The organism is Curtobacterium sp. NPDC092190 (genome assembly GCF_044755625.1).
Taxonomy (GTDB): Bacteria; Actinomycetota; Actinomycetes; order Actinomycetales; family Microbacteriaceae; genus Curtobacterium.
The window spans coordinates 84,344-107,437 of the sequence record NZ_JBIVRJ010000003.1; the positions used below are offsets into that span (position 1 = coordinate 84,344).

Sequence of the window (23,094 nt, forward strand, 5' to 3'; positions counted from 1 at the left end):
CCGATCCTATTCCCGGCCCCGAGGGGCCCGGACCACCACGACGACGTACCGCACGTGCTCCGCGCCGGGGTTCCGGTAGACCACGTCGGCGGGCTCACCGAGCTCGATGCGGTCGCCGGCACCGAGCCGGGTGGGCTCGTCGCCGACGACGACCTCGAGCACGCCGTCGACCACCCAGATGCAGTGCTGCAGGAACGCGTAGGCGGACGCCGGGTACGCCACCTGTTCACCGGCCGGGAGGCGCACCTCCGTGACGTCCGCGGGGAAGTCGGCGCTCGAGACCGGACGACGGCGGTACCCGGTCTCGGGATCGGTCCAGGAGTCGGCGGTCACCCCGCGCTGGACGCCACGCGCCTCGTCCGGGTCGGTCGCCCTGGGCACCTCGTGGTCGAGTGCCTCGTCGAGGAGCTGCGAGATCGTGAGTCCGAACGCCCCGGACAGTCGCCCGAGGATCGTCGCCGTCGGGCTGGACACCCCGCGCTCGACGCGGTTGATCATCGCGCGGGAGACACCGGACTCCTCGGCGAGTTCGGTCAGGCTCCACTTCCGCTCGGTGCGGAGGCGCTGCAGTCGCTCCCCCAGGCGACGCTGGTCGGCGTCGTCCGGGTGCTCGGTGACCGGTTCCGCCGTCGCCGAGAAGTCGTCTACGATCTGAGACATGGCGACAGCATATGCGACGGAGTCGGCGTCCTCGGTCACGGTCCGCGACTGCGAGCCGCGTGACCTCGACGTCGTCCACGCCCTGCACGTCGACGCCGTGCTGCACTCGACCGCGATCTGGCAGGAGGAGCCGCACCCGCGGGAGTACTTCGACGGCTGGCTCGCGGAGCGCCGGGCTGCCGGGCTGCCCGTCCTGGTCGCCGAGGTCGACGGCACCGTCGCCGGGTACGTCACCTACAGCGCCTTCCGGCCGCACCAGGGGTACCGGCACACCGCGGAGCACAGCGTCTACGTCGTCCCGGCGTTCCGCGGCCGGCGCATCGCCACCGTGCTCATGGACGCGCTCGTCGCACACGCCCGCTCGGCCGGCGTGCACGTCCTGATGGCGGGCATCTGCTCGACGAACACCGGCTCGATCGCCCTCCACGAGCGACTCGGCTTCACCACCGTCGGCGTGCTGCCCGAGGTCGGGCGGAAGTTCGACCGGTGGCTCGACCTGACCCTGATGCGGTTGCCCCTGGCCTGATGGGGTGCCGGCCGGACGGCAGGCGCGGGGCGGAGCCGCACCGCGCCTCCCGTCCGTCCGTCCACCGGTCGCGTCGTGGACGCCGGTCGGGCTACTCGACGGTGTCGAAGATCGGACCGACCGTCCGCGAACGCTTGAGCTCGAAGAACCCGGGGACCTTCGCGACGGCGACGACGCCGTCCCACAGGTCGAGCGCCTCCTGGCCCTTCGGCACCGGGGAGATCACGGGGCCGAAGAACGCGGTGCCCTCGACGGCGATGACCGGGGTGCCGACGTCCTGACCGACCCGGTCGATGCCGTCCTGGTGGCTCGCGCGGACGGCCTGGTCGACCTCGTCGGTCCACGCGTACTCGAGCAGGTCCTCGTCGAGGTCGAGCTCGCGGAGCACGGCGGGCACGACCTGGTCGGGGTCGGACTCCTGGCGGTGGTGGACGTGCTCGCCGAGCGCGTCGTACAGCGGCTTGACGACGTCCTGGCCGTGGCGGAGCAGCGCGGCGGTGACGATGCGCGGGTAGAGCTGTCCCTTGTGGATCCGCTCCCGGTACTCGTCCGGGATGTCCTGGTCCTCGTTGAGGACGAAGAGGCTCATCACCTTCCAGGTCACGTCGATCGGGCGCTGGCGCTCGACCTCGCCGACCCAGCGGCTCGTCATCCAGGCCCACGGGCAGTTCGGGTCGAACCAGAACTCCACGGCGGTGCGGGCGGTCTCGGTGTTGTCCACAGTCGTCTCGGTCACGCTGCGAGCGTACGCGCGCTCGCTAGGCTGATCCCATCGTCCCGACGGCGCACGACGCCTGCCGGGATCCCCTCACCGCGGACATCGATCGTCCGCGCCGCAAGCGAAGTTGGAGCGTCCGTGCCCGGAGAGAACCTCACCAGAACCGAAGCCCAGGAACGCGCCGCGATCGTCGACGTGCAGACGTACGACGTCGAGCTGGACCTGACCCGCGGGGCCGAGACCTTCGGCAGCACCACGCGCGTCCGGTTCACCGCGACGCCCGGCGCCTCGACCTTCATCGACGCGATCACGAAGACCGTGCACTCGATCACCCTGAACGGCTCGGCGCTCGACGTCGCCGCGGTGAACGACGGCGTGCGCATCCAGCTCGACGACCTGCAGGAGCAGAACGAGCTCGTGGTCGTCGCCGACGCGATGTACACGAACACGGGCGAGGGCCTGCACCGCTTCGTCGACCCGGTCGACGACGAGGTCTACCTGTACTCCCAGTTCGAGGTCCCGGACTCGCGCCGGATGTTCGCGGTGTTCGAGCAGCCCGACCTCAAGGCCGAGTTCTCCTTCACCGTCACGGCACCGTCGCGCTGGCAGGTCGTCTCGAACTCCCCGACGCCCGAGCCCCACGTCGACGGCGAGATCGCCACGTGGGCGTTCAGCCCGACCGCGACGATCTCGAGCTACATCACCGCGCTCGTCGCCGGCCCGTACGAGGTCGTCCGCGACGAGCTCACGAGCCGCGACGGTCGGACCATCCCGCTCGGCGTCTTCGCGCGGCGCTCGCTCGCCGAGTACCTCGACCCCGAGTACGTGTTCGAGACGACCAAGAAGGGCTTCGCCTACTACGAGGAGAAGTTCGACGTCCCGTACCCGTTCGAGAAGTACGACCAGCTCTTCGTGCCGGAGTTCAACGCCGGCGCGATGGAGAACGCGGGCTGCGTGACCTTCACCGAGACCTACGTCTTCCGCTCGAAGGTCACCGACGCCATCAAGGAGCGCCGGGTCGTCACGATCCTGCACGAGCTCGCGCACATGTGGTTCGGCGACCTCGTCACCATGAAGTGGTGGAACGACCTGTGGCTGAACGAGTCGTTCGCCGAGTGGGCGTCGACCATCGCCACGGCCGAGGCCACCGAGTGGACCGAGGCGTGGACCACCTTCCAGGCGATGGAGAAGTCCTGGGCCTACCGCCAGGACCAGCTCCCCTCGACGCACCCGATCGTCGCGACGATCAACGACCTCGAGGACGTCCAGGTCAACTTCGACGGCATCACGTACGCCAAGGGCGGTTCCGTCCTCAAGCAGCTCGTGGCGTGGGTCGGCATCGACGCGTTCTTCGCAGGCGTCTCGGCCTACTTCACGAAGCACCACCACGGCAACACCGAGCTCCGCGACCTGCTCGTCGAGCTCGAGGCGACCAGCGGCCGCGACCTGTCCGAGTGGTCGCAGCTGTGGCTCGAGACCGCCGGCGTGAACACGCTGCGCCCCGAGATCGAGGTCGACGAGTCCGGCGTGATCACGTCCTTCGCCGTGCTGCAGGAGGCTCCGGCCGACCACCCGACGCTCCGCCCGCACCGCCTGGCGATCGGCGTCTACGGCTTCACGACGGACGAGTCGGCGCCCTTCGGTGCCGACACCGCGTCGGCCGGCGGCAAGCTCGAGCGCACGCACCGCGTCGAGATCGACGTCGACGGTGCCCGCACCGAGGTCCCCGAGCTCGTCGGCGTGCACCGCGGCGACCTCGTGCTCCTCAACGACGACGACCTGGCCTACGCCAAGATCCGTCTCGACGAGCAGTCCCGCCGCACCGCGATCGAGCACCTCGCCGCGATCGCGAACCCGCTCGCCCGCTCCATCGTCTGGGGCGCGATGTGGGACGCCACGCGCGACGCCGAGTCGCCCGCGAGCGACTACGTCCGCCTGGTGCTCGGCAACATCGCGACCGAGACCGAGTCGACGACGATCCGCACCACGCTCTCGCAGCTGCTGCTGACCGCCCGGAGCTACGTGGCACCGGCGAAGGTCGACGCCACCGTCCGCACCGTGGGCGACACCCTCTGGCAGCTGGCCTCCTCGGCCGAGGCCGGGTCCGACGCCCAGTTCCAGTTCGTGAAGTTCTTCGCGCAGATGGCCTCGACGCCGGAGCACGTCACGACCCTGCAGGGCCTGCGCGACGGGTCCGTCACCCTGCAGGGCCTGGAGATCGACACCGACCTGCGCTGGGAGCTGCTCGAGGGCCTCGTCCTCGCCGGTGCTGCCGGTGACGACGAGGTCGACGCCGAGCTCGCCGCCGACAAGACGGCCTCGGGTGAGCAGGCCGCCGCTCGGGCGCGTGCGACGATCCCGACCGCCGAGGGCAAGCTCGCGGCGTTCTCGTCGCTCGTCGACTCGTCCGAGGCGCCGAACGCCATCGTCCGCCAGACGACCGTCGGCTTCCAGCACACCAACAGCCCGGTCGTCCTCGAGGGGCTCGTGTCGCGGTACTTCGACGTGCTGACCCGCATCTGGGCCGAGCGGAGCTACCACATCGCCGACACGATCGTCAGCGGCCTCTACCCGGCGCCGCTCGCGTCGGTCGAGCTCCGCGACGCCGCGAACGCGTGGCTCGAGGCGCACCCGGAGACCCCGGCGCTCCGCCGCATCGTGTCCGAGAACCTCGCGGGCACCGAGCGTGCGCTGCGGGTCCAGGGGGCCGACGCCTGATCCGCGTCCGACGGTAGTGCAGGGGCGGGGCCTCGGTGATCCTCAAGGGTCGCCGAGGCCCCGCCCTCTAGCATCGTCCGGATGATGAACTCGGCAGCGAACACGACCGACGACGTCTCGAAGTGGGCGTCGAACGCATTCACCCAGTTCGTCGACACCTGGCAAGCACCGATCACGATCGTCATCACGGTCATCGCGGCGATCATCCTGCGGTTGATCCTCCGGCGCGTGATCAAGGGCGTCGTCGACCAGGTGGTCAACGGGGCGAAGCGCCGCCAGAACGTCGACGACACCCAGGCACTCATCGCCTCGCCGGTGCAGACCGCCCGCGTCGTGCAACGGACCCGGACCCTCGGCAGTGTGCTCGAGAACCTGGCGACCGTCGTCGTCGTGGTCATCGCGCTGATCGTCATCGTCACCGCCGTGTGGCAGGGCGCGGCCGTCGGGATCGTCGGTGGCGCCTCGCTGATCGCCGCGGGCCTCGCCGTCGGTGCGCAGAGCATCGTGAAGGACCTGCTCTCCGGCGTCTTCATGATCCTCGAGGACCAGGCCGGCGTCGGGGACGTCGTCGACACCGGGCAGGCCACCGGCGTGGTCGAGAACGTGGGACTCCGCGTCATGCAGATCCGCGACGTGAACGGCATCCTGTGGTTCGTCCCGAACGGGCAGATCCTGCGCGTCGGCAACCTGTCCCAGGGCTGGTCGCGCGTGCTGGTCGACATCACCGTCCCGTACGAGACCGACATCGACGCCGTGCAGGACGCCCTGCTGCGTGCCGCGGTGACGATGTCCCAGGAGCCGCGCTGGCGTCAGCGGATCGTCGAGAAGCCGGAGATCTGGGGCCTCCAGTCGATCTCCGACGCCGGGATGGTGTTCCGTCTCGTCGTCAAGACCCGTGCGTCCGAGCTCGACGTCGTCGGGCGCGAGATGCGCGTGCGGCTGAAGCGCGCCGTCGACGAGCTCGGCGTCACGCTGCCCGCCATGGCGATGATCATGCCCGAGGGGTGGGAGAACGCCACCTCGATCAACGGCCTCCGGTCGGTCCGGACGCAGCCGACGCCCGCACCGACGAAGTCGCGCGGCGGGAAGCGTGGGAACCTGTTCGGACGGGCGATCCGCACCGACGACACCGACCGCGGCCAGGACCCCGGGAAGGACCACCAGTGAGCGACCTCACCCCTCGGGACCGGGGCGGCGTACCGGCGCAGCCGATCACGCTCCGCGTCGGCGAGCACGGCGCCAGCGCGACCGGCTCCCTGTACGAACGCATCGGCGGTGCTCCCACCTTCGACCGGCTGGTCCGACGCTTCTACGAGGGGGTGCAGCAGGACGAGGTCATCTGGCCGATGTACCCGGCTGACGATCTCGACGGTGCGATCTGGCGGCTGTCGGCGTTCCTGCAGCAGTACTGGGGCGGCCCCGGCACGTACAGCGAGGAGCGCGGGCACCCCCGGCTCCGGATGCGCCACAACCCGTTCCGCATCACCTCCGAAGCCAGGGAGCGCTGGCTCCACCACATGCACGAGGCCGTCGAGTCGCTGGGGTTGGCGCCCCTCGACGGGGCCGAACTGTGGGCGTACCTCGACCGGGCGGCACACGCGATGACGAACACGTTCGACTGAGCGTCCTCTCCGCTCGACGCCGGGCCGGTCCGCTCGCACCCGGGCCGGTCCGCTCGCACCCGGGCCGGTCCGCTCGGTAGCCGGCCGGTGCGCTCGGTACCCGGCCGGTCCGCTCGGTAGCCGGCCGGTCCGCTCGATGCCGAGCCGGACAGCGGGTCCGTCCTGTGTCGGTCGCTGCCGGGCGGGACGCGGACGGGAGGCCCGTGGCGGGGCCGCCACGGGTCTCCCGTCCGCCCCGCACCTGGGTTCAGCGGGCGGAGGACCCGCTGGCGAGGTCCTCGACCAGTGTCGGTCGGGTCGGGTTCCAGCCGAAGGCGGCACGCGCGTGCGCGCCCGAGGCCTCCTGGTGCAGCAGCAGGGCGTCCGCGTACGTGCGCCCGAGCCGCTCCCGACTGTCGTCGGCACTCTCGGCGACGACCGGCGACCCGTGCGCGCCCGCTTCGGCGATCTCGCGCACGGTCGGGTTGTCACCGGTCGCGGCGACGACGTAGCCGTCCTGCTCGCCGCGCTGCACGGCGAGGACGTACAGTTCGCCGAGGTCGTCGACGTGCACCGTCGTCCACCGCTGTGACCCGTCGCCCACCAGCCGGACCTCGTGCTCCCCGTCGCCGACGAACATCGCCGGGATGCCCGCGCCACGGCCGTACACGATGCCCGGTGCGACGATCGTCGTCCGTGCGTCGCTCGCGCGGACCCGCGCCTCGATCGGAGCGCGCCACGCCGTGAGCTCCGGCGGGTCGACTGGCGACTGCTCCGAGATGTCGGTCGAGTCGCCGAACGTGAAGATGCCGCCCGTGTGCATGAACGGCTTCGACGTCCCCGAGAACGCTTCGGTCACCGTCGCCGTGAAGTCCGGGTCCACCGACTCGGCCGACGCGGTGTGGACGAAGGCATCGCTCTCGTGCGCGAGTCGGCGCACGAGCTCGGTGTCGGACAGGTCGCCGACGACCGCCTGGCCGCCGGCGTCACGGACCGCCTGCGCCTTCTGGTCGGAACGGACGACCGCGGTGACCTGGTGCCCGTGGGCGAGGAGTGCGCGGAGGACGGATGACCCGATGTACCCGGATGCGCCGGTGAGGAAGACGTGCATGACGCAACCCAACCATGCCGGTCACGGCGTTGACCGGGTGCCCGTCGGAGGTGTGGACGGACGAGGGCTCAGGCGCGACCGTGCAGGGATCGGCAGTGCCGCGGCGGCACTAGTGGTCGAGGCTCCAGGCGCGTCGCTTCACCAGGATGTGCCCGCGCGACGTCGTCAGGCGGCTCCAGGGGCCGGTCTCGAACAGCCGGACCGGATCGTGCCCGAGGAAGCCGAGGCTCTCCCCCGCGAACCCGGCTGCTGCGGGGACGTGCTCGATCCCGGGGACGGGACGGCCCCAGACCTCGGCGCGGATGCGGCGGACGATGGCGTCACCGGCGTTCGACGGGACGGCGTCCGCGACCTCGGCGATCCCGTCGCGGGCAGCGCGGCGGAGCAGCTCCGGCGAGACGTCGGGCAGCGGCACCCATCCCCCGCGGGGCGGCGAGATCGCGGCCCACGTCACGGTGTGCACCTCGTGCGGCAGCCCGACCTCGATCGGGGTCGGTCGCGTCGGATCGGCACCGTCGGCACCGGCGGCGTCCTGTTCCTCGGCCAGCACACGGAGCCGCTCCCGCAGGGAGGCGAGCGGGACGACCGCGTCGATCGTCGCTGGCTCGGTCAGGGAGAAGGTGCGGAGGCCGAGCACGGTCGGCAGCTCGTCGAGGAGCCCGACCGGGTAGAGGATCGCGGCGTAGACGGCGAGGACGCCGGAGTCGGCGATGAGCCGCACGGAGCCGTCCTCGATCCGGGCAGCGCGTCCGAGGTAGGTGCGGAGGTCGCCGAGCGAAGCGGCGTCGGGAAGCGTGAACGAGGTGCCCATGTCGACACCGATCCTACCGGCGACGGGTTCGTAGACTGCGGGGGTGAACGGCGAACCCGACTTCCTCAGCACCCTCCGCTTGCAGGACACCGGCGCGAGCACGGGCGAGACGATCCTCACCGGTGCCAGCCACTGGTCGCCCGGCGGCCGGGTCTTCGGCGGACAGGTGCTCGCGCAGTGCATCGTCGCCGCGCAGCACACGATCGAGGACCGCGACATCCACTCGATGCACGGGTACTTCCTGCGTCCCGGTGACATCGACGTGCCCATCACCTTCGCCGTCGAGCGCATCCACGACGGCCGCTCGTTCGCCACGCGCCGTGTCCAGGCCTACCAACGCGGTGTGCCGATCTTCTCGATGATCGCCTCCTTCCAGCGACCGGACGACGGACTCGAGCACCAGGACCCGTTCCCCGTCGGCACCCCCGATCCCGAGTCGTTGCCCTCGGCTGCGTCGATCCTGTCCGCGATAGACCACCCCGTGGCGCAGGCCTGGGCGGAACGCTCGATCGACCTGCGGCACGTCGAAGGCCCGGTGTTCGTCGACGTGCAGGGCGAGCGCGTCCCGCACCAGGCGGTGTGGTTCCGCGTCGACGGTGACCTGCCGGAGGACCCGTCGCTGCACCGGGCCGTGCTCGGCTACGCGAGCGACATGTCGATCCTGGAGCCGATCATGCGGCGGCACGGCGTCGCCTGGGGCACGCCGGGAGTGAAGAGCGCGAGCCTCGACCACGCGATGTGGTGGCACCGCGACGGCCGTGCCGACGACTGGGTCCTGTACGCGCAGGAGTCCCCGAGCGCCCAGGGCGGCCGGGGACTGGCGTTCGGGCGGATGTTCGCGCGCGACGGTCGGCTGCTGGCATCGGTGGCGCAGGAGGGGATGCTGCGCGTCCCGCGTTGACGGCTGCCCTGCCCGCTCCTGGCGGACACACGGTGCCGCCCGTCCTGGCCGCTACGGGCTCGAGAACTGCGCCGGCGGTCCAGCCGCTACGGACCGGGAGGACCACACCGGTGGTCCCGCCGCTACGGGCGGGAGAACTGTACGGGCGCTTCGACGAACGGCGCACAGGCGGCGCGCTCAGCCTCGGACAGGCGCCGAGGCCGGTTCGAGGCCGCGTCGACCATCACCAGGGCCGTCGTGGCGCGCGTGTACAGCACCTGCGGCTCGACTCCGACGGGTGACCAGATCTCGTACGACACGTCGATGCTCGCGCCACCGACTCGTCCGATCCACATCTGCACGTCGAGAGGTCGGCGCAGGTACGGGATCGATGCGAGGTACTCGAGACGTTGGGCAGCGATCACCGTCATCGTCCCGGAGCCGGGCCGACCGTCGATGATCGGGTCCGGCAGGTCGTCCTCCGGCGCGACGTCAGCGGGGTCGTGGCCCCAGAACCCCGCGATGCGCGCCTCCTCGAGGAGGCGCAGCATCGCGGAGTTGTTGACGTGGCCGTACGCGTCGATGTCGCTCCACCGGATGCGGACGGGAGCGTGCAGCCTCGCCACGGGTCAGTCGCGGGTGAGCTTGCGGTACGTCGAGCGACCGGGCTTGTTCGCGTCCGGGCCGAGGCGCACGAGCTTGTTCTCCTCGTAGGCCTCGAAGTTGCCCTCGAACCAGTACCAGTTCGGGGTGCCGTCCTCGTTCACGCCCTCCCACGCGAGGATGTGCGTCGCGATGCGGTCGAGGAACCACCGGTCGTGGGTGATGACCACGGCACAGCCGGGGAACTCGAGCAGGGCGTTCTCGAGGCTGCCGAGGGTCTCGACGTCGAGGTCGTTGGTCGGCTCGTCGAGGAGCAGGAGGTTGCCGCCCTGCTTGAGCGTGAGCGCCAGGTTCAGGCGGTTCCGCTCACCACCGGAGAGCACACCGGCCTTCTTCTGCTGGTCCGGGCCCTTGAACCCGAACTGCGAGACGTAGGCGCGGGACGGGATCTCGGTCTTGCCGACCTGGATGAAGTCCAGGCCGTCGGAGACGACCTCCCACAGGTTCTTGTTCGGGTCGATGCCGCCGCGGCTCTGGTCGACGTACGAGATGTCGACCGTGTCGCCGATCCGCAGCTGGCCGCCGTCGAGCGGCTCGAGGCCGACGATGGTCTTGAACAGCGTGGTCTTGCCGACGCCGTTCGGGCCGATGACCCCGACGATGCCGTTGCGGGGCAGCGTGAAGGACAGGCCGTCGATGATGACGCGCTCACCGAACTGCTTCTGGAGCTTCTCGGCGTCGATCACCTGCGAGCCCAGACGCGGGCCCACGGGGATGACGATCTCCTCGAAGTCGAGCTTCCGCGTGCGCTCGGCCTCGGCAGCCATCTCCTCGTACCGGGCGAGACGGGCCTTCGACTTCGCCTGGCGGCCCTTCGAGTTGCTCCGGACCCACTCGAGTTCGCTGGACAGACGCTTGGCGAGCTTGGCGTCCTTCTTGCCCTGGACCTCGAGACGCTCGCGCTTCTTCTCGAGGTAGGTCGAGTAGTTGCCCTCGTACGGGTACAGGCGACCGCGGTCGACCTCGGCGATCCACTGTGCGACGTGGTCGAGGAAGTACCGGTCGTGCGTGACGGCGAGCACGGCGCCGGGGTACTTCGACAGGTGCTGCTCGAGCCACAGCACGGACTCGGCGTCGAGGTGGTTGGTGGGCTCGTCGAGGAGGAGCAGGTCGGGCTTCTCGAGGAGCAGCTTGCAGAGCGCCACGCGGCGCTTCTCGCCACCCGAGAGGTTGGCGATCTGCGCGTCAGCCGGCGGGCACTGCAGCGCGTCCATGGCCTGCTCGAGCTGGGAGTCGAGGTCCCACGCGTCGGCCGCGTCGATCTCCTCCTGCAGGGTGCCCATCTCGGCCAGGAGGGCGTCGAAGTCGGCGTCCGGCTCCGCCATCAGCGCGGAGATCTCGTTGAAGCGGTCGAGCTTGCCCTTGATCGCACCGACGCCCATCTGGACGTTCTCGAGCACGGTCTTGGACTCGTCGAGCTCGGGCTCCTGCATGAGGATGCCGACGGAGAAGCCCGGCGTGAGCTTCGCCTCGCCGTTGGACGGCTGGTCGAGACCCGCCATGATCTTCAGGATCGTCGACTTGCCCGCGCCGTTCGGCCCCACGACGCCGATCTTGGCGCCGGGGATGAACGACATCGTGACGTCGTCGAGGATCAGCTTGTCGCCGACCGTCTTGCGGGCGCGGACCATCTGGTAGATGTACTCAGCCATATCGGCGCAAGTCTACTGACCCGGGCACGTCACCGCTCCCCCCTGCGCCGCAGCGCACGGCTCGTGGATCGGCGGCGCCGACAGGACCACGGCGGGGCGCGCGCCGAGGCGCCGGCACCGGTAGGACGCGAGTGCCTCGCGCCGAGGCGGCCAGCACCGGCAGGACGCGGGTGCCGCGCGCGGCCGACGGTCCGGCGATGACTCGTCCGACGACTCATGCGACGGCACGGGCGTCGGGTCCCGGCTCGGGCTCCCGGGATCCGGGCAGGACCGGGGCGACCCCTCCGGCTGCCCGCGCGCCGCTGTCCTCCGGGTCGCCGCCGTCCGCGACGCCGTCGCCCGGGACGCCGTCGTTCAGGACGCCGCCGTCCCGGGCGCCGTGGCGCGGCAGCGCGGGCCCGTCTGCTGCCCCGGGCAGGGCATCGTCGCCGTCTCCGCCGAGCACGGGCGTCGCGTGGTCGTCCTCGGGCACCGTGCCCGTCACCTCGCCGGTGTCCGGATCCACCGTCGGCACCCCCGGCGGCACCCCGGGACCCGCGTTCGAGTCGCCGACGTGCCGCGGGACGCGGATCCAGTTGCTGATGCCCCAGGCGAGGTCGTGCCCGATGCCGTCGGCGTCGATCTCGACCGCGGTCCCGTTCCGCCCGTCACGCTCCCAGGTGCGGATCCGGACGCGTCCGGTCACGAGGATGCGATCGCCCTTCTTCAGCGACTTGTGGACGTTCGCCGCGAGGGACCGGAAGGCGGTGACCGTGTACCAGTTCGTCGGACCGTTCGTCCATGACGACGTGCTGCGGTCCCAACGACGGGAGGGGGACGCCAGACGCATGCTCGAGATGGCGATGCCGGTGTCGGTGACGAGGTGCCGGGGTTCGGTCGCGACGATGCCGCAGACGGTGATCGTGTCGTTCATGACTCGATCGTCTGCGAGCCCCGGGCCGCGCTGGCGGCCCGGGGCTCGATCTGTGAGCAGCCGACTCATCAAGGTGGGCTGTGGAGGAAGACTCCCCCGAACCTCCAGGCCGGCGGGTCAGTGCGCGCGGAGCTCGGGTCGGTCGGCGAGAGGCCCGAGCGCCGCGTGGACCGCACCCTTCGCGGTCTCCAGCGACGGGTAGGTCCTGCCTCGGCCCCGTCGACCGTAGAGCTCGACGTGGAAGCCGTCCGACGCGCGGCGGATGCTCCCGACCGCGCCCGCCGGACCGACGGCCACCCAGGTCCCGGTGTTGTCCATCATCGTTCGACCACCTCCTCGTGGCCCCGACGTCCGCGTCTCAGGACGCCAGGATGTACTGACTGTAGGCCTTGCGGACCTTGTTCACCTTGGGCAGCGCGACCGCGAGGCAGTAGCCCTGACCAGGGTTCTTCGCGAAGAAGTCCTGGTGGTGCTCCTCCGCACGGAAGAAGCTACCGAGCGGCTCGATCGTCGTCACGATCCCGCCGTCCCAGATGTCCGCAGCGCGCTGCACCGCCCGCTCGAACAGCGCTCGCTGCTCGTCGTCCGCAGGGAACATCGCCGAGCGGTACTGGGTGCCGACGTCCGCACCCTGGCGGTTCAGCTGCCGCGGGTCGTGGAGCGTGAAGAAGACGTCGAGGACGACGTCGGCGGGGATGACCGACTCGTCGAAGGTCACCGCGACCGCCTCGGCGTGACCGGTCGCACCGGTGCAGACCGCTTCGTACGTCGGCTCCTCGACCACGCCGCCGGTGTAGCCCGACACCACGTCCTGCACGCCCTGCAACGTGCGGTACACCGCGTCGAGGCACCAGAAGCATCCACCTGCGAGCACGAACGTCGTCATGCGCGCCACCGTACCCTCCTGTGCTCACGGAGTACGGGGCGGGGTACTTCTCCTGCACAGCATCGTCCTCGCCGTGAGCGCTCCCCTGACGCCACTGCACGGCCGTGGAGTGTCGGTGGTCAGCCGTACCGTCGAGGCAACGAAGACCACGACGAACCAGCAGGAGGCACCCGTGCAGACCAGCACCGAACCAGCGTTCCGGATCCGTTCCACGCCGGTCGCACGCAGCCGTGGCGACCTGCGCGTGCTCGACGTGCGAGACGACCTCAGCCGGGTCACCCGCACCAACGGCGAGATCGTCGGGTACGTCGACCGCGTGGACGTCGCGGGCGGCACGGCCTACCGCGCCCGTCGCTACGTGGCGGTCGAGCGACGGTTCGTCGAGCTGCCGAACGTGTGGTCGGCGGACGACGCCGTCGACTGCCTGCGCTGGGGCTGACCAGCCGGCCGCGCCCGTCGACCGCGCCGCCCGACGGGCGACCGCCCCGCGTGAGCGAACGCCGCCCCGCTCGACGGAGCGCAGCCCGGCTCGACGGAACGCGGTCCGGCTCGACGGAACGCCGTCCGGCCTCCGCGGTTCTGCGTCGCACGCTGCGTAGTGTTCGCCCATGGACTGGTGGAACGACCTGACCGACTGGACAGCATCCGACGAGGGATGGCGCGTGCTGTCCGGCGCGATCATCCCCTTCGTCGCGATCGTCGTCGCCGGAGTGATCGCCGCGCTCATCGGACGCGCGGCAACGAAGCGCGTCGTCGCGCTCCACGACCGCGAGAGCCGGAACGCAGCAGTCGCGGGCGTGGTCACCGCGGCGCGCAAGGCCTCGCGTTGGGGAGCACTCGGACACGAGGAACGTGCCTACGCCGACCACCTCGCCGAGGATGCCGACGTGCGGCTGCGCCTCCTGCCGGTGAGCGGTGCTCCGCTGGCCGCCGACTGGGTGCAGCACGAGATCGCCGACATCAAGCGGAACTCCTCGACCTTCACCTCGCAGGCGGACCAGTCGCTCGGTGAACTCCGCGACCGTCTGCTCGAGTGGAACGGCAAGCCAGGTCGCGCGAAGAAGCTGTTCAAGGCCGATCTCGAACGCTGGAAGTTCGACTCCCCGGACCCCGACGCCGACCTCATCGCCCGCCAGCAGGACTGGAACGCCGGTCAGCAGCAGCAGCGGTCGGCCGAGGCAGACGCCGGCACGGCCCCGTCGCGCCCGACGCCGACCACCACCTCGCTCCGTCCTGCGCCGCAGCAGTCTCCCGTCGGTTCCCCTGCGGCCGCGACGTCGGCGGGCCGCACCTCGGGTCCGACCGTTGCGCCGGCGGTCGACCAGGACGCCACCACCCCCATCGACGACGTCCGAGGTGCTGCCGACAACCGGACGCGCCCCTACGGCGACCGCGAGACGGTCCAGCTCGACGGCACGCCGGTCCGCCCTCCGCTCGGGTCGCCGATCGCGTCGGCGCGTCCGGGGAACGGCACGACTCCGAGCGCTCGGAACGACCTCGGCTCTCGCAGCGACGACTCCTCGGACTCCGGCGAGGTCGACGTGACCGATCGTGGCGGTGATGCCCGCTCCGACGACCGGCCGACCTCCGCGCCCCGGGTCGCGAGCCCGACGTCGGCTGACGCTCACGTGAATCGTGCCGCAGCGTCCGCGACCGGGCTCGACCGGCCCGGGGCGGCGAACGCGACGCTGGGTGCTCGAGAGGACGACGACGACGCCTCGCCGTACACCCAGCCCATCAGCGCGAGCGAACTGCGACGCCGAGGAGCCGAGGACGACTGAGACTTCCCCCGTTCGACGAGAGGCCGCCATCCCGACGGATGGCGGCCTCTCGTCGCGTGTGCCCCCGGCAGGAATCGAACCCGCGACACGGAGGGTAGAAACCACCTGCTCTATCCACTGAGCTACGGAGGCGAGCGGCGACGATTCTACCGCCGTCGGTCGTCGGGGCGCTGCACTGCCACGCACGAGGCCGGCCCTCGGCGATCGCGCCCAACTGCTCCGTCCGTCCCGAGCGGGCGGAAGGGGTGCGGCGCGTGCCGCCGGTGAGCACGAAGGGCCCGCCCGCCGGGGTCGCACTGGTCAGCCCGGACGACCGGCGCACCGAGCGGGCGGAACCGGTCCGCGCGGCACCGCCAGTCAGCAGGGAACGCCCGCCCGCGCGGAAACGCCCGGCAGCCCGGACGACCGGCGCACCGAGCGGGCGGAACCGGTCCGCGCGGCACCGCCGGACAGCAGGGAACGCCCGCCCGCGCGGAAACGCCCGGCAGCCCGGACGACCGACGCACCGAGCGGGCGGAACCGGTCCGCGCGGCACCGCCGGACAGCAGGGAACGCCCGCTCGCGCGAGGGCGCGCGCTGCCGGCGCGACCGACGTGGCGGACATGCACCGCGCCTCCTGGCCGAGCACGGCTCCACGGTGACCGGACGAGGCGGACGTGACCCGTGCCTCCCGACCGGGTCCGCTCAGAGCGCCTTCGCGACCGCCACCAGCAGCTGGTCCCGCGAGGGGACGCCCGGCGAACGGAAGACCTCGGCACCGTCGTCCCGACGCACGATGATCGTGGGGGTCGAACGGATGCCGAGGTCCTCTGCAGTGTCAGGGTGTGCCGCGACGTCGCGTTCGGTGACCCGGAGCCCGGGGACGAGCGCCGCTGCCTCACCGCTCACACGGCGGGCGGCTGCGCACGGGGCGCAGAAGGCGGAGGTCCAGAGGTCGAGCTGCACGGGACGGTGCAACGTGCGCGGCGCGCGATCTACTCCCGGTCGAACTCGCCGCTGCGGTCGCCGCGGTCCTGCAGGTCGTCGACCGGGTCGGAGTCAGCGGCGTCGTACTCGTACTCGACCGAGGTCTGGTCGAGCACCTGACGGGTCTTGGTGGCCTTGTAGGCGAAGGCCGTCTGCAGGCCCTCGACGTCCGCGTACACCGTGACCTCGTCGTCGACCGCGTCGCTCGTGGCGGTGCGGGTGTCGGTCGTGCCGTCGAAGGGACCGCCGTGGAAGATCGCGGTGTACTCGTCGCCCTCGTGGATGGTGATGTCGCTCATGCGTCCCTTCTACCAGGGGCGCCCTGTTGACGGATGTATAGCACCGCTATATAGTTCAGACATGGAAGCATCACGGGCGCAGGCACTGGAGACGCTGATCATCTCGGTCAACCGCTTGGTCCGTGCTGCGGCGCAGGCCTCCGGCGACGCCACCTCGGCCGCGGTCTGGCGCACGCTCGGCATCCTCGAGACCGAGCAGCCGCTGCGCCTCGGTGAGCTCGCCGCCGCGTCCCGTGTGGCACAGCCCACGATGACCCGGATCGTCGCCGGCATGCTCACCGACGGTCTGCTCTCGCGCACCGTCGACCCCGACGACTCACGCGGACAGCTCATCGAGCTCACCGATGCGGGGCGCGAGCGGCTCGCCACCTGGCGCGCGACCATCGCCGACTCCGTCGGACCGGTCTTCGCCGACCTCGACGACGACGACTGGGACGTCCTGCGCGACGCCGCCGCCATCATCGCCTCGCGCACCACCACGAACCCCACCAGAACGGAGATCCACGCGTGAACGCCCACGCACCCGCTGCGTCCGGCAGCATCCTCAAGCAGTCGTCCGCCGTCTGGGCGATCGCGTTCGCCTGCGTCGTCGCCTTCATGGGCATCGGCCTGGTCGACCCGATCCTCCCCGCGATCGCGACGTCGCTGCACGCCACCGCCGCGCAGACCGAACTGCTCTTCACGAGCTACCTCGCGGTCACCGGCGTCGCCATGTTCTTCACCAGCTGGGTGTCGAGCCGCATCGGTGCGAAGAACACCCTGCTCATCGGGCTCGCGCTCATCGTGGTCTTCTCGGTGCTCGCAGCGACCTCGGGCAGCGTCTGGAACATCATCGGCTTCCGCGCCGGTTGGGGTCTGGGCAACGCGCTCTTCATCTCCACCGCACTCGCGACCATCGTCGGTGCAGCGTCCGGTGGTACGGCGTCGGCGATCATCCTCTACGAGGCAGCGCTCGGCCTCGGCATCGCCGTCGGGCCCCTGGTCGGCGGACTGCTCGGGTCGGTGAGCTGGCGCGGTCCCTTCTTCGGCGTCACCACCCTGATGGCGATCGCGTTCATCGCCGTCGTCGCGCTGCTCAAGACCTCCGGACTCGAGAAGCCCACTCCGACCAAGCTCTCGGCACCGTTCCGCGCCCTCGGACAGCCGGCGCTCGCGGCCCTCGCGGTGACCGCGCTCTTCTACAACATCGGCTTCTTCGTGCTGCTCGCGTACACGCCGTTCCCGCTCGGCTTCGGCGCACTCGGCATCGGTTTCACCTTCTTCGGGTGGGGTGTCGGGCTCGCGATCACCTCCGTGTGGGTCGCCCCGATGCTGACCGCGCGCATGCGCCGCACGACCGTGCTGAAGATCGCGCTGCCGCTCCTCGCCCTCGACCTGTTCGCCGCGGCGGTCGTCGTGACCTCGCAGGCCGGGCTCATCATCTGCGTGGTCATCGGCGGCCTCGTGCTCGGTGTCCTCAACACGGTGCTCACCGAGTGCGTGATGGAGGCGACGGACCTCCCCCGCTCGGTGGCATCGAGCGCGTACTCCGCGGTGCGCTTCATCGGCGGTGCGATCGCCCCGCCCGTGGCGACGCTGCTCGCCGACTCGTTCTCGCCGTCGGCGGCCTACGTGTTCGCCGGGGTCTCGGTGGCGGTCGCGTTCGTGGTCGTGGTGCTGACCACCAAGGTGCTGCGGCGGGTCGACGACGGGGCCGAGCCGGAGCGTGTCGAGGCCGAGGCGATCTCGGCTGGCGAGATGGTCTGAGTCGACACGAGCGCGGGTGGGCGGTGAGCCCGCTCGCGCTCGGTGCGAGCGCGGGTGGGCGATGAGCCCGCTCGCGCTCGGTGCGAGCGCGGGTGGGCGATGAGCCTGCTCGCGCTCGGTGCGCTTCGCTGCGGGCGAGGGCTGCGGTCGGGACTCCGGTCCGGTCGCGGGTCTCGCCCGTTCGTCATGTGCGGACGCGCGTGGGCGAGTGGATGGAGATCCAGGGGTGGACCCCTCGGGCGCACGGGGGGGGTCCTCGGGGCCGAGTGCGCTCGGCAGGCCGCGCGAGCCGCGCGAGCGGGCAGGATGCGCCGGGCCGGCGCCGTCCGCCCGACCGCTTCCGCCCACTGGGCAACCGGAGGACGGGCCGAGCGGTCCGCCCGACCGGTTCCGCCCGCTGGCCAACCGGATGACGGGCCGGAGCGGACCGGCGGACGCGGGACGAGCCTCCAGACCGGTGGTGAGGGCACCGCGCGAGTGCGAGCGGGCGGAAGGCGCGCCGTGGTGGTCGCCCGATCGACGATTCCGCCCGCCCGCCTGGAACGGCCGACCGGGAGGCACGACGCGACACTGCAGGGACAGCCCGGTCGCCAGCGGGCGGATCCTGCCGTCGTTCCGGATCGCGAGTGCGGGTTCCGCCCGCTCACGGACCGACCGGGAGGCACGGTCCACGTCGATCCGGACCGCTCGCGCCGCGAGCGGGCGGATCCTGCCGCCGTTCCGGATCGCGAGTGCGGGTTCCGCCCGCTCACGGACCGACCGGGAGGCACGGCCCACCTGGATCCGGACCGCGCGCGGCGCGAGCGGGCGGATCCTGCCGCCGTTCCGGATCGCGGCTGCCGGTTCCGCCCGCTCGGCCAGGGGCAGCCGTGTGTCCACGGCGTCCCGGTGTCGCCTCGAGCGGAGCCGGCACGGTGCCGACCTGGATCGCTCCACAGCCTCGGGTCCGGGCGCGGGAGCGTCACCCGTGCGGAATAGGATCGAGGACATGGCAACTGCGAACGACCGCCTCGTCTGGATCGACTGCGAGATGACCGGCCTCGACGTCGAGGTCGACCAACTCGTCGAGGTGGCCGTCGTCGTCACGGACTTCGACCTCGTCCCCGTGCACCCCGGGTTCGACATCGTGATCAAGCCCGACCAGTCGGCGCTCGACAACATGAACGAGTTCGTCACGAACATGCACGCGACTTCGGGCCTCGCCGAGGCGATCCCGGACGGTGTCTCGCTGGCGGACGCCGAGTACCAGGTGCTCGAGTACATCCTCCAGCACGTCCCGGCCGAGGGCAGCGCGCCGCTGGCCGGCAACACGATCGGCACGGACCGCGCCTTCCTGTCGAAGTACATGCCCCGCGTCGACGGGCACCTGCACTACCGCAGCGTCGACGTGTCGAGCATCAAGGAACTCTGCCGCCGCTGGTTCCCGCGCGTGTACTTCAACGCGCCGGAGAAGCACGGCGGCCACCGTGCCCTCGCGGACATCCTCGAGTCGATCCGCGAGCTCGAGTACTACCGTCGCGCCGGCTTCATCCCGGAGCCCGGCCCGACGACCGAGGACGTCCGCGCCGTCGCGGCCGAGGTGGTCGAGAAGTGGGAGCCGCGGCTCGGGCAGCCCCCGGCGGAGTAGCGACACGCGTGGTCGTCGCGGCCTCCGGCATGTACTACTATTGAGTGGTCGCGCCGGTCAGCCGGTTCGGACATGGTGGATATAGCTCAGTTGGTAGAGCGCCTGGTTGTGGTCTAGGAGGTCGCGGGTTCGAGACCCGTTATTCACCCCAGAAGTCGAAGGCCCCGTCCCGAAGGACGGGGCCTTCGCAGTTCTCGGATGGTCGTGTGCCACCATCGAGTCCGTGATGGAGATGTCCGCCGACGAGTTCGAGCAGCTCGTGACCGACGAGCTCGACCGGCTGCCCGACGAGATGGTCGACGGGCTGGACAACGTGGTGTTCGTCGTCGAGGACGAGCCGGAGGACGGCTCCGACCTGTTCGGGTACTACGACGGGGTCGCTGCGACCGAGCGCGGGCAGTACGGGTTCGGTGAGCTCCCCGACCGGATCGTGGTGTTCCGGAAGCAGCACCTCGAGGAGTGCGACACCGTCGAGGATCTCCGGGACGAGGTGCACACCACGCTCGTCCACGAGATCGGGCACTTCTACGGCATCGACGACGCTCGGTTGCACGAGCTCGGCTGGGCGTAGAGGCTGCCGGATCCCGCTCGCGGCTCCCGCTGAGCCGAGACTCGCGCTGGCGGACGGTTTCGCGGCTCCGAAGACGCGAACGTGTCCGCGGGGCCGAGACTCGCGCTGGCGGCACGCGCCGCGCGCGGCGCGCGCGCTGCCCTCAGAACCGCGTCGGCCCCACCTCGTGGTACCGCTCCCACGCGTCCACCGGCCCCCGCCCGTGCAGCACGTACTCCCCCACGAGTCGCTCCTTGTAGACGGCAGGGTTGTGCGACGCCACCACCCGGGCGTTCCGCCAGTGCCGGTCGAGCGCCCGCGTCCGGTCGGCCGCCGAGGCCCCACCGACCTCGAACAACCCCGTGGCCGCCTGCAGCACCCGCGGCCCGACCTCGACCTGCGCCTGGTAGACGGCGTTCTCGGCGGCGTCGAGCAGTGCGTGGTCGACGCCCACCCCGGGCTCGTTCGTCGCCACGACCCCGTCGAGCAGCCCGGCCGCCGCGACGACGAGCGACCGCGCGGTGAACGCCCCCGCCGACAGCCGTCCGAGCACGGCCAGCACCTGCGGGTCCTCCCCCGGTACGGCGGCGTTCGCGTGGATGTACGTGCGGGTCCGCGGCCGGACGAACGCCACGGCGTCGTCGACGACGGCCTGTCCGATCCCGGCGAGGACCGCCAGCAGGTACAGCTGGTAGAAGGCCTGGATGTGCGAGAGCGGCGCGTCCCGGTAGGCCGAGACCTCCGCCGGGTCGACCGCGACGCCGTCGAAGACGGTCGTCCCCGAAGCGGTGAGGCGCTGCCCGAAGCCGTCCCAGTCGTCGACGCCGGTCACACCCGGTGCACCGGTCGGCACGGCGAAGGTCACCCGCTCGCCGTCGCGGTCGGCCGCCAGGTAGATCCAGTCGGCGTAGAGCGTGCCGGTCGAGTAGAACTTCCGCCCGTCGAGCCGCCACGTGCCGGAGTCGTCGGGAGCGACGGTCGTCGAGATGTCCGCCAGTGTCGTGCCGGTCCGCTCCGAGGTCGCGTTCCCCACGATCGTCCCGTCGACGATGCGCTGGAGCCACTCGTCCCGAGCGGGCGAGTCCGGACGCAGGAGCACGAGCTCCGTGTACCCGAAGTGTCCCCGCCACAGGTGCGCGATGTTCGAGTCCGCCGCCGCGAGGTCCGCCACCAGGTGCGCGAGCTCGACGAGCGTCACGCCGAAGCCACCGCGTTCCTCGGGCACGCGCAGCCGCCCGAAGCCCGCGTCCGCCAGCGCGCGCACCTCGGCGTGCGGGAGGTCGCGGTCGCCAGGGGTGCCGGACGCCAGCTCGCGCGCGACCGCGCCCTCGCGGATCGCCTCGACGACCGGCGCGAAGCGCGCACGCAGGACTGCGAGACGGTCGGCCGGGAGGCACGGCGCACCCCCGGCGCTCACTGTCACGTCCTCCGGACGGTCGCTCGGGAGGCCCGGCGCACCCCCGGCGCTCGTCGTCGCGTCCGTCATGCGGTCACCTCCACGGCGTCGCGCGCCTCGTCCGCGCCGGTCCCGGCCGCGCCGCCGGAGAACGCGCCGCGCCACCGCCTCGCCGGGTGTGAGTCGGGCAGCTGCGCGTGGCCGAAGAGCTTCTCGCGGAGGGTGCCCTCCCGGTACTCCGACTGCATGAGCCCGCGCTCCTGCAGGGTCGGCGCGATGTGGTCGACGAACTCCTCGTACGAGCCGGGCAGCGTCCAGTTGATGACGTTCACGCCGTCGACCCCGACCCGCTGCCAGGCGGCGAGCTCGTCCGCGATCTGCTCGGGCGTCCCGACGACCCGGGCGCGGAGCTTGGCGGAGAGCCGGGCGAGGTCGGCGATGGTCGGCTCGCGGTCGCCGGCGGCCTCGCGGAGCCACTGCAGGTGCGACTGCCCGGCCTGGGTCCGGACCTCGGACAGCGGCGTCGCCGGGTCGAGCGGCTCGCCGGTGTCCGGGTCGAAGCTGAGGTTCGAGTGCACGAGGAAGCCGTCGGCGGCCAGGTACTCGTCGATCTCCGCTTCCTTCGCCTTCGCCTCGGCCTCGGTGGATGCCGTGACGAAGGTCAGGCCGAGGAAGAACGCGATGTCCTCGCGGCGTCGGCCGACGGCGGCGGCGAGGTCTCGGGTCTCGCGGATGAGCTGCTCGGTGGCGTCCCGGTTCGAGGTGAGGATGAACTGTGCCTCGGCGTTCCGCGCGGCGAAGGCCCGGCCGGCCGGCGAGGACCCGGCCTGGAACAACACGGGCGTCCGCTGGGGCGAGGGCGCGCTGAGGTGCGGCCCCTGCACGTCGTACCGCTTGCCGTGGTGGTCGATGCGGTGCACCAGCTCCGGGTCCGCGTAGCCGCGCACCGGGTCCTTGAGCACGGCGCCGTCCTCCCACGACCCCTCCCACAGCTTGGCGCAGACCTCGAGGTACTCCTCGGCCCAGGCGTAGCGCTCGTCGTGCTCCTCGAGCCGGTCGGCGCCGAAGTTCCGGGCGGCGCTGTCGAGGGCGCTCGTCACGACGTTCCACCCGATGCGGCCGCGGGTGATGTGGTCGAGCGTCGACACCTTGCGGGCGAAGTCGAACGGGTGCGCCTGGATGACGCTCGAGGTGAACGCCAGGCCGAGGTGCTCGGTCGACACGGCGAGCGCGGAGAGCAGCACGGACGGGTCGTTCGAGGGGATCTGCAGCCCCTCGCGGAGGTTCGTCGCGTAGTCGCCGCGGGCGGGGCCGTACGTGCCGACGACGTCCGCGAAGAACATCGCGTCGAACTTCCCGCGCTCGAGCGTCCGGGCGAGGTCGGTCCACAGTGTGACGTCGTCGAAGTCCGTCTGCCGGGCGTCCGGGTGCCGCCAGAGGCCGTGCTGGATGTGCGACGTCGTGTTCATGACGAAGGCCGCGAAGCGCAGCGGACGGGTCGGTGCATCGCTCATGCCCCCCATGGTGTCCGGGGAGCCAGCGCCGACGGTCATGACGTGACCTCGCGTTACGGGCGCGGTTCCGCGGCGG

The 23,094-nt window shown here is 71.4% G+C and carries 24 protein-coding genes and 2 tRNA genes; 12 read left to right on the top strand and 14 right to left on the bottom strand.

Annotated features, from left to right (window positions below; all coding sequences use genetic code 11):
* Window positions 1–6: 6 nt before the first annotated feature.
* Window positions 7–660: a helix-turn-helix transcriptional regulator gene (locus ACIQFY_RS08315; protein ID WP_326495784.1), complete on the bottom strand. Its 654-nt coding sequence runs from the start codon at window positions 658–660 to the stop codon at window positions 7–9.
* Here ACIQFY_RS08315 and ACIQFY_RS08320 point away from each other — a divergent pair.
* A complete protein-coding gene (locus tag ACIQFY_RS08320; protein ID WP_400339330.1) occupies window positions 659–1,186 on the top strand; it encodes a GNAT family N-acetyltransferase in 528 nt (175 codons plus the stop codon). The two genes, ACIQFY_RS08315 and ACIQFY_RS08320, sit on opposite strands and share 2 nt — an antisense overlap.
* Before the next feature lie 91 nt (window positions 1,187–1,277).
* On the opposite strand, the gene ACIQFY_RS08325 is transcribed toward ACIQFY_RS08320, so the two are convergent.
* Window positions 1,278–1,922: a DsbA family protein gene (locus ACIQFY_RS08325; protein WP_400339333.1), complete on the bottom strand. Its 645-nt coding sequence runs from the start codon at window positions 1,920–1,922 to the stop codon at window positions 1,278–1,280.
* Window positions 1,923–2,042: 120 nt separating this feature from the next.
* Between ACIQFY_RS08325 and pepN the strand changes: the two genes are divergently transcribed.
* From pepN to ACIQFY_RS08340, 3 genes are all read left to right on the top strand, one after another.
* Window positions 2,043–4,622, top strand: a complete 2,580-nt coding sequence (gene pepN / locus ACIQFY_RS08330; RefSeq protein WP_326495781.1) for an aminopeptidase N — start codon at window positions 2,043–2,045, stop codon at window positions 4,620–4,622.
* Window positions 4,623–4,703: 81 nt separating this feature from the next.
* Window positions 4,704–5,789 carry a mechanosensitive ion channel domain-containing protein gene (locus ACIQFY_RS08335; protein WP_326495780.1) on the top strand — a complete coding sequence of 362 codons (1,086 nt, stop codon included), beginning with the start codon at window positions 4,704–4,706 and terminating at the stop codon, window positions 5,787–5,789.
* 44 nt (window positions 5,790–5,833) lie between these two features.
* Window positions 5,834–6,244, top strand: coding sequence for a globin (locus ACIQFY_RS08340; protein ID WP_400339905.1), 411 nt, complete (start codon window positions 5,834–5,836; stop codon window positions 6,242–6,244).
* A 247-nt stretch (window positions 6,245–6,491) separates the two neighbouring features.
* Here ACIQFY_RS08340 and ACIQFY_RS08345 read toward each other — a convergent pair whose 3' ends face one another.
* Window positions 6,492–7,334, bottom strand: coding sequence for an NAD-dependent epimerase/dehydratase family protein (locus ACIQFY_RS08345; protein WP_400339336.1), 843 nt, complete (start codon window positions 7,332–7,334; stop codon window positions 6,492–6,494).
* Between the two features lie 109 nt (window positions 7,335–7,443).
* Window positions 7,444–8,145, bottom strand: a complete 702-nt coding sequence (locus ACIQFY_RS08350; RefSeq protein WP_209683494.1) for a hypothetical protein — start codon at window positions 8,143–8,145, stop codon at window positions 7,444–7,446.
* A 43-nt stretch (window positions 8,146–8,188) separates the two neighbouring features.
* On the opposite strand from ACIQFY_RS08350, the gene ACIQFY_RS08355 reads away from it, so the two are divergent.
* Window positions 8,189–9,046 (top strand): acyl-CoA thioesterase II, encoded by an 858-nt coding sequence (locus tag ACIQFY_RS08355; RefSeq protein ID WP_209683497.1) that lies wholly within the window; start codon window positions 8,189–8,191, stop codon window positions 9,044–9,046.
* Window positions 9,047–9,168: 122 nt separating this feature from the next.
* Here the strand turns inward: ACIQFY_RS08355 and ACIQFY_RS08360 are convergent, their stop codons facing one another.
* From ACIQFY_RS08360 to msrA, 5 genes are all read right to left on the bottom strand, one after another.
* Window positions 9,169–9,651, bottom strand: a complete 483-nt coding sequence (locus tag ACIQFY_RS08360; protein WP_400339340.1) for an acyl-CoA thioesterase — start codon at window positions 9,649–9,651, stop codon at window positions 9,169–9,171.
* Window positions 9,652–9,654: 3 nt separating this feature from the next.
* Entirely contained in the window at window positions 9,655–11,340 is a 1,686-nt protein-coding gene (gene ettA / locus ACIQFY_RS08365) for an energy-dependent translational throttle protein EttA (protein WP_209683500.1), read from the bottom strand.
* Between the two features lie 214 nt (window positions 11,341–11,554).
* Window positions 11,555–12,253, bottom strand: coding sequence for a single-stranded DNA-binding protein (locus ACIQFY_RS08370; RefSeq protein WP_326495776.1), 699 nt, complete (start codon window positions 12,251–12,253; stop codon window positions 11,555–11,557).
* Between the two features lie 117 nt (window positions 12,254–12,370).
* Complete coding sequence (locus ACIQFY_RS08375; protein WP_400339343.1) at window positions 12,371–12,574, bottom strand: methyltransferase; 204 nt, start codon at window positions 12,572–12,574, stop codon at window positions 12,371–12,373.
* Between the two features lie 37 nt (window positions 12,575–12,611).
* Window positions 12,612–13,139, bottom strand: coding sequence for a peptide-methionine (S)-S-oxide reductase MsrA (gene msrA / locus ACIQFY_RS08380; protein ID WP_326495774.1), 528 nt, complete (start codon window positions 13,137–13,139; stop codon window positions 12,612–12,614).
* Between the two features lie 73 nt (window positions 13,140–13,212).
* Between msrA and ACIQFY_RS08385 the strand changes: the two genes are divergently transcribed.
* Both ACIQFY_RS08385 and ACIQFY_RS08390 read left to right on the top strand, forming a co-directional pair.
* A complete protein-coding gene (locus ACIQFY_RS08385; RefSeq protein WP_209683505.1) occupies window positions 13,213–13,578 on the top strand; it encodes a hypothetical protein in 366 nt (121 codons plus the stop codon).
* Between the two features lie 169 nt (window positions 13,579–13,747).
* A complete protein-coding gene (locus ACIQFY_RS08390) occupies window positions 13,748–14,920 on the top strand; it encodes a hypothetical protein (RefSeq protein WP_400339347.1) in 1,173 nt (390 codons plus the stop codon).
* 59 nt (window positions 14,921–14,979) lie between these two features.
* Here ACIQFY_RS08390 and ACIQFY_RS08395 read toward each other — a convergent pair.
* The 3 genes from ACIQFY_RS08395 to ACIQFY_RS08405 form a co-directional block, all read right to left on the bottom strand.
* Window positions 14,980–15,052 (bottom strand) — tRNA-Arg (locus ACIQFY_RS08395).
* Between the two features lie 552 nt (window positions 15,053–15,604).
* Window positions 15,605–15,865: a co-chaperone YbbN gene (locus ACIQFY_RS08400; RefSeq protein WP_066653047.1), complete on the bottom strand. Its 261-nt coding sequence runs from the start codon at window positions 15,863–15,865 to the stop codon at window positions 15,605–15,607.
* Window positions 15,866–15,894: 29 nt separating this feature from the next.
* Window positions 15,895–16,185, bottom strand: a complete 291-nt coding sequence (locus ACIQFY_RS08405; RefSeq protein ID WP_066653044.1) for a hypothetical protein — start codon at window positions 16,183–16,185, stop codon at window positions 15,895–15,897.
* Between the two features lie 61 nt (window positions 16,186–16,246).
* Here ACIQFY_RS08405 and ACIQFY_RS08410 point away from each other — a divergent pair, with 61 nt between their 5' ends.
* The 5 genes from ACIQFY_RS08410 to ACIQFY_RS08430 all read left to right on the top strand — a co-directional run bounded on the left by ACIQFY_RS08410 (window position 16,247) and on the right by ACIQFY_RS08430 (window position 20,129).
* Window positions 16,247–16,696 (top strand): MarR family winged helix-turn-helix transcriptional regulator, encoded by a 450-nt coding sequence (locus tag ACIQFY_RS08410; protein WP_400339350.1) that lies wholly within the window; start codon window positions 16,247–16,249, stop codon window positions 16,694–16,696.
* Window positions 16,693–17,931: an MFS transporter gene (locus tag ACIQFY_RS08415; RefSeq protein WP_066653039.1), complete on the top strand. Its 1,239-nt coding sequence runs from the start codon at window positions 16,693–16,695 to the stop codon at window positions 17,929–17,931. Before ACIQFY_RS08410 ends, ACIQFY_RS08415 begins: the two co-directional genes overlap by 4 nt.
* A gap of 988 nt (window positions 17,932–18,919) precedes the next feature.
* On the top strand, window positions 18,920–19,558 hold the full coding sequence (gene orn, locus ACIQFY_RS08420; RefSeq protein ID WP_400339352.1) for an oligoribonuclease: 639 nt from the start codon (window positions 18,920–18,922) through the stop codon (window positions 19,556–19,558).
* A 75-nt stretch (window positions 19,559–19,633) separates the two neighbouring features.
* Window positions 19,634–19,709, top strand: a tRNA-His gene (locus tag ACIQFY_RS08425).
* Between the two features lie 75 nt (window positions 19,710–19,784).
* The gene (locus tag ACIQFY_RS08430; RefSeq protein WP_251154855.1) at window positions 19,785–20,129 is read left to right on the top strand and encodes a metallopeptidase family protein; all 345 of its coding nucleotides are present in this window, start codon (window positions 19,785–19,787) and stop codon (window positions 20,127–20,129) included.
* Window positions 20,130–20,271: 142 nt separating this feature from the next.
* On the opposite strand, the gene ACIQFY_RS08435 is transcribed toward ACIQFY_RS08430, so the two are convergent.
* Window positions 20,272–21,594: an acyl-CoA dehydrogenase family protein gene (locus tag ACIQFY_RS08435; protein ID WP_400339355.1), complete on the bottom strand. Its 1,323-nt coding sequence runs from the start codon at window positions 21,592–21,594 to the stop codon at window positions 20,272–20,274.
* A complete protein-coding gene (locus ACIQFY_RS08440; protein ID WP_400339358.1) occupies window positions 21,591–23,018 on the bottom strand; it encodes an LLM class flavin-dependent oxidoreductase in 1,428 nt (475 codons plus the stop codon). The genes ACIQFY_RS08435 and ACIQFY_RS08440 overlap by 4 nt, the downstream gene beginning before the upstream one ends.
* Window positions 23,019–23,094: the final 76 nt, after the last annotated feature.

Coding starts and splice junctions, on each gene's coding strand:
- ACIQFY_RS08320 (WP_400339330.1), top strand. CDS start 659: ATGGCGACAGCATATGCGACGGAGTCGGCGTCCTCGGTCACGGTCCGC.
- ACIQFY_RS08315 (WP_326495784.1), bottom strand. CDS start 660: ATGTCTCAGATCGTAGACGACTTCTCGGCGACGGCGGAACCGGTCACC.
- ACIQFY_RS08335 (WP_326495780.1), top strand. CDS start 4,704: ATGATGAACTCGGCAGCGAACACGACCGACGACGTCTCGAAGTGGGCG.
- ACIQFY_RS08345 (WP_400339336.1), bottom strand. CDS start 7,334: ATGCACGTCTTCCTCACCGGCGCATCCGGGTACATCGGGTCATCCGTC.
- ACIQFY_RS08350 (WP_209683494.1), bottom strand. CDS start 8,145: ATGGGCACCTCGTTCACGCTTCCCGACGCCGCTTCGCTCGGCGACCTC.
- ettA (WP_209683500.1), bottom strand. CDS start 11,340: ATGGCTGAGTACATCTACCAGATGGTCCGCGCCCGCAAGACGGTCGGC.
- ACIQFY_RS08370 (WP_326495776.1), bottom strand. CDS start 12,253: ATGAACGACACGATCACCGTCTGCGGCATCGTCGCGACCGAACCCCGG.
- ACIQFY_RS08375 (WP_400339343.1), bottom strand. CDS start 12,574: ATGATGGACAACACCGGGACCTGGGTGGCCGTCGGTCCGGCGGGCGCG.
- msrA (WP_326495774.1), bottom strand. CDS start 13,139: ATGACGACGTTCGTGCTCGCAGGTGGATGCTTCTGGTGCCTCGACGCG.
- ACIQFY_RS08390 (WP_400339347.1), top strand. CDS start 13,748: ATGGACTGGTGGAACGACCTGACCGACTGGACAGCATCCGACGAGGGA.
- ACIQFY_RS08405 (WP_066653044.1), bottom strand. CDS start 16,185: ATGAGCGACATCACCATCCACGAGGGCGACGAGTACACCGCGATCTTC.
- ACIQFY_RS08410 (WP_400339350.1), top strand. CDS start 16,247: ATGGAAGCATCACGGGCGCAGGCACTGGAGACGCTGATCATCTCGGTC.
- orn (WP_400339352.1), top strand. CDS start 18,920: ATGGCAACTGCGAACGACCGCCTCGTCTGGATCGACTGCGAGATGACC.
- ACIQFY_RS08430 (WP_251154855.1), top strand. CDS start 19,785: ATGGAGATGTCCGCCGACGAGTTCGAGCAGCTCGTGACCGACGAGCTC.
- ACIQFY_RS08435 (WP_400339355.1), bottom strand. CDS start 21,594: ATGACGGACGCGACGACGAGCGCCGGGGGTGCGCCGGGCCTCCCGAGC.
- ACIQFY_RS08440 (WP_400339358.1), bottom strand. CDS start 23,018: ATGAGCGATGCACCGACCCGTCCGCTGCGCTTCGCGGCCTTCGTCATG.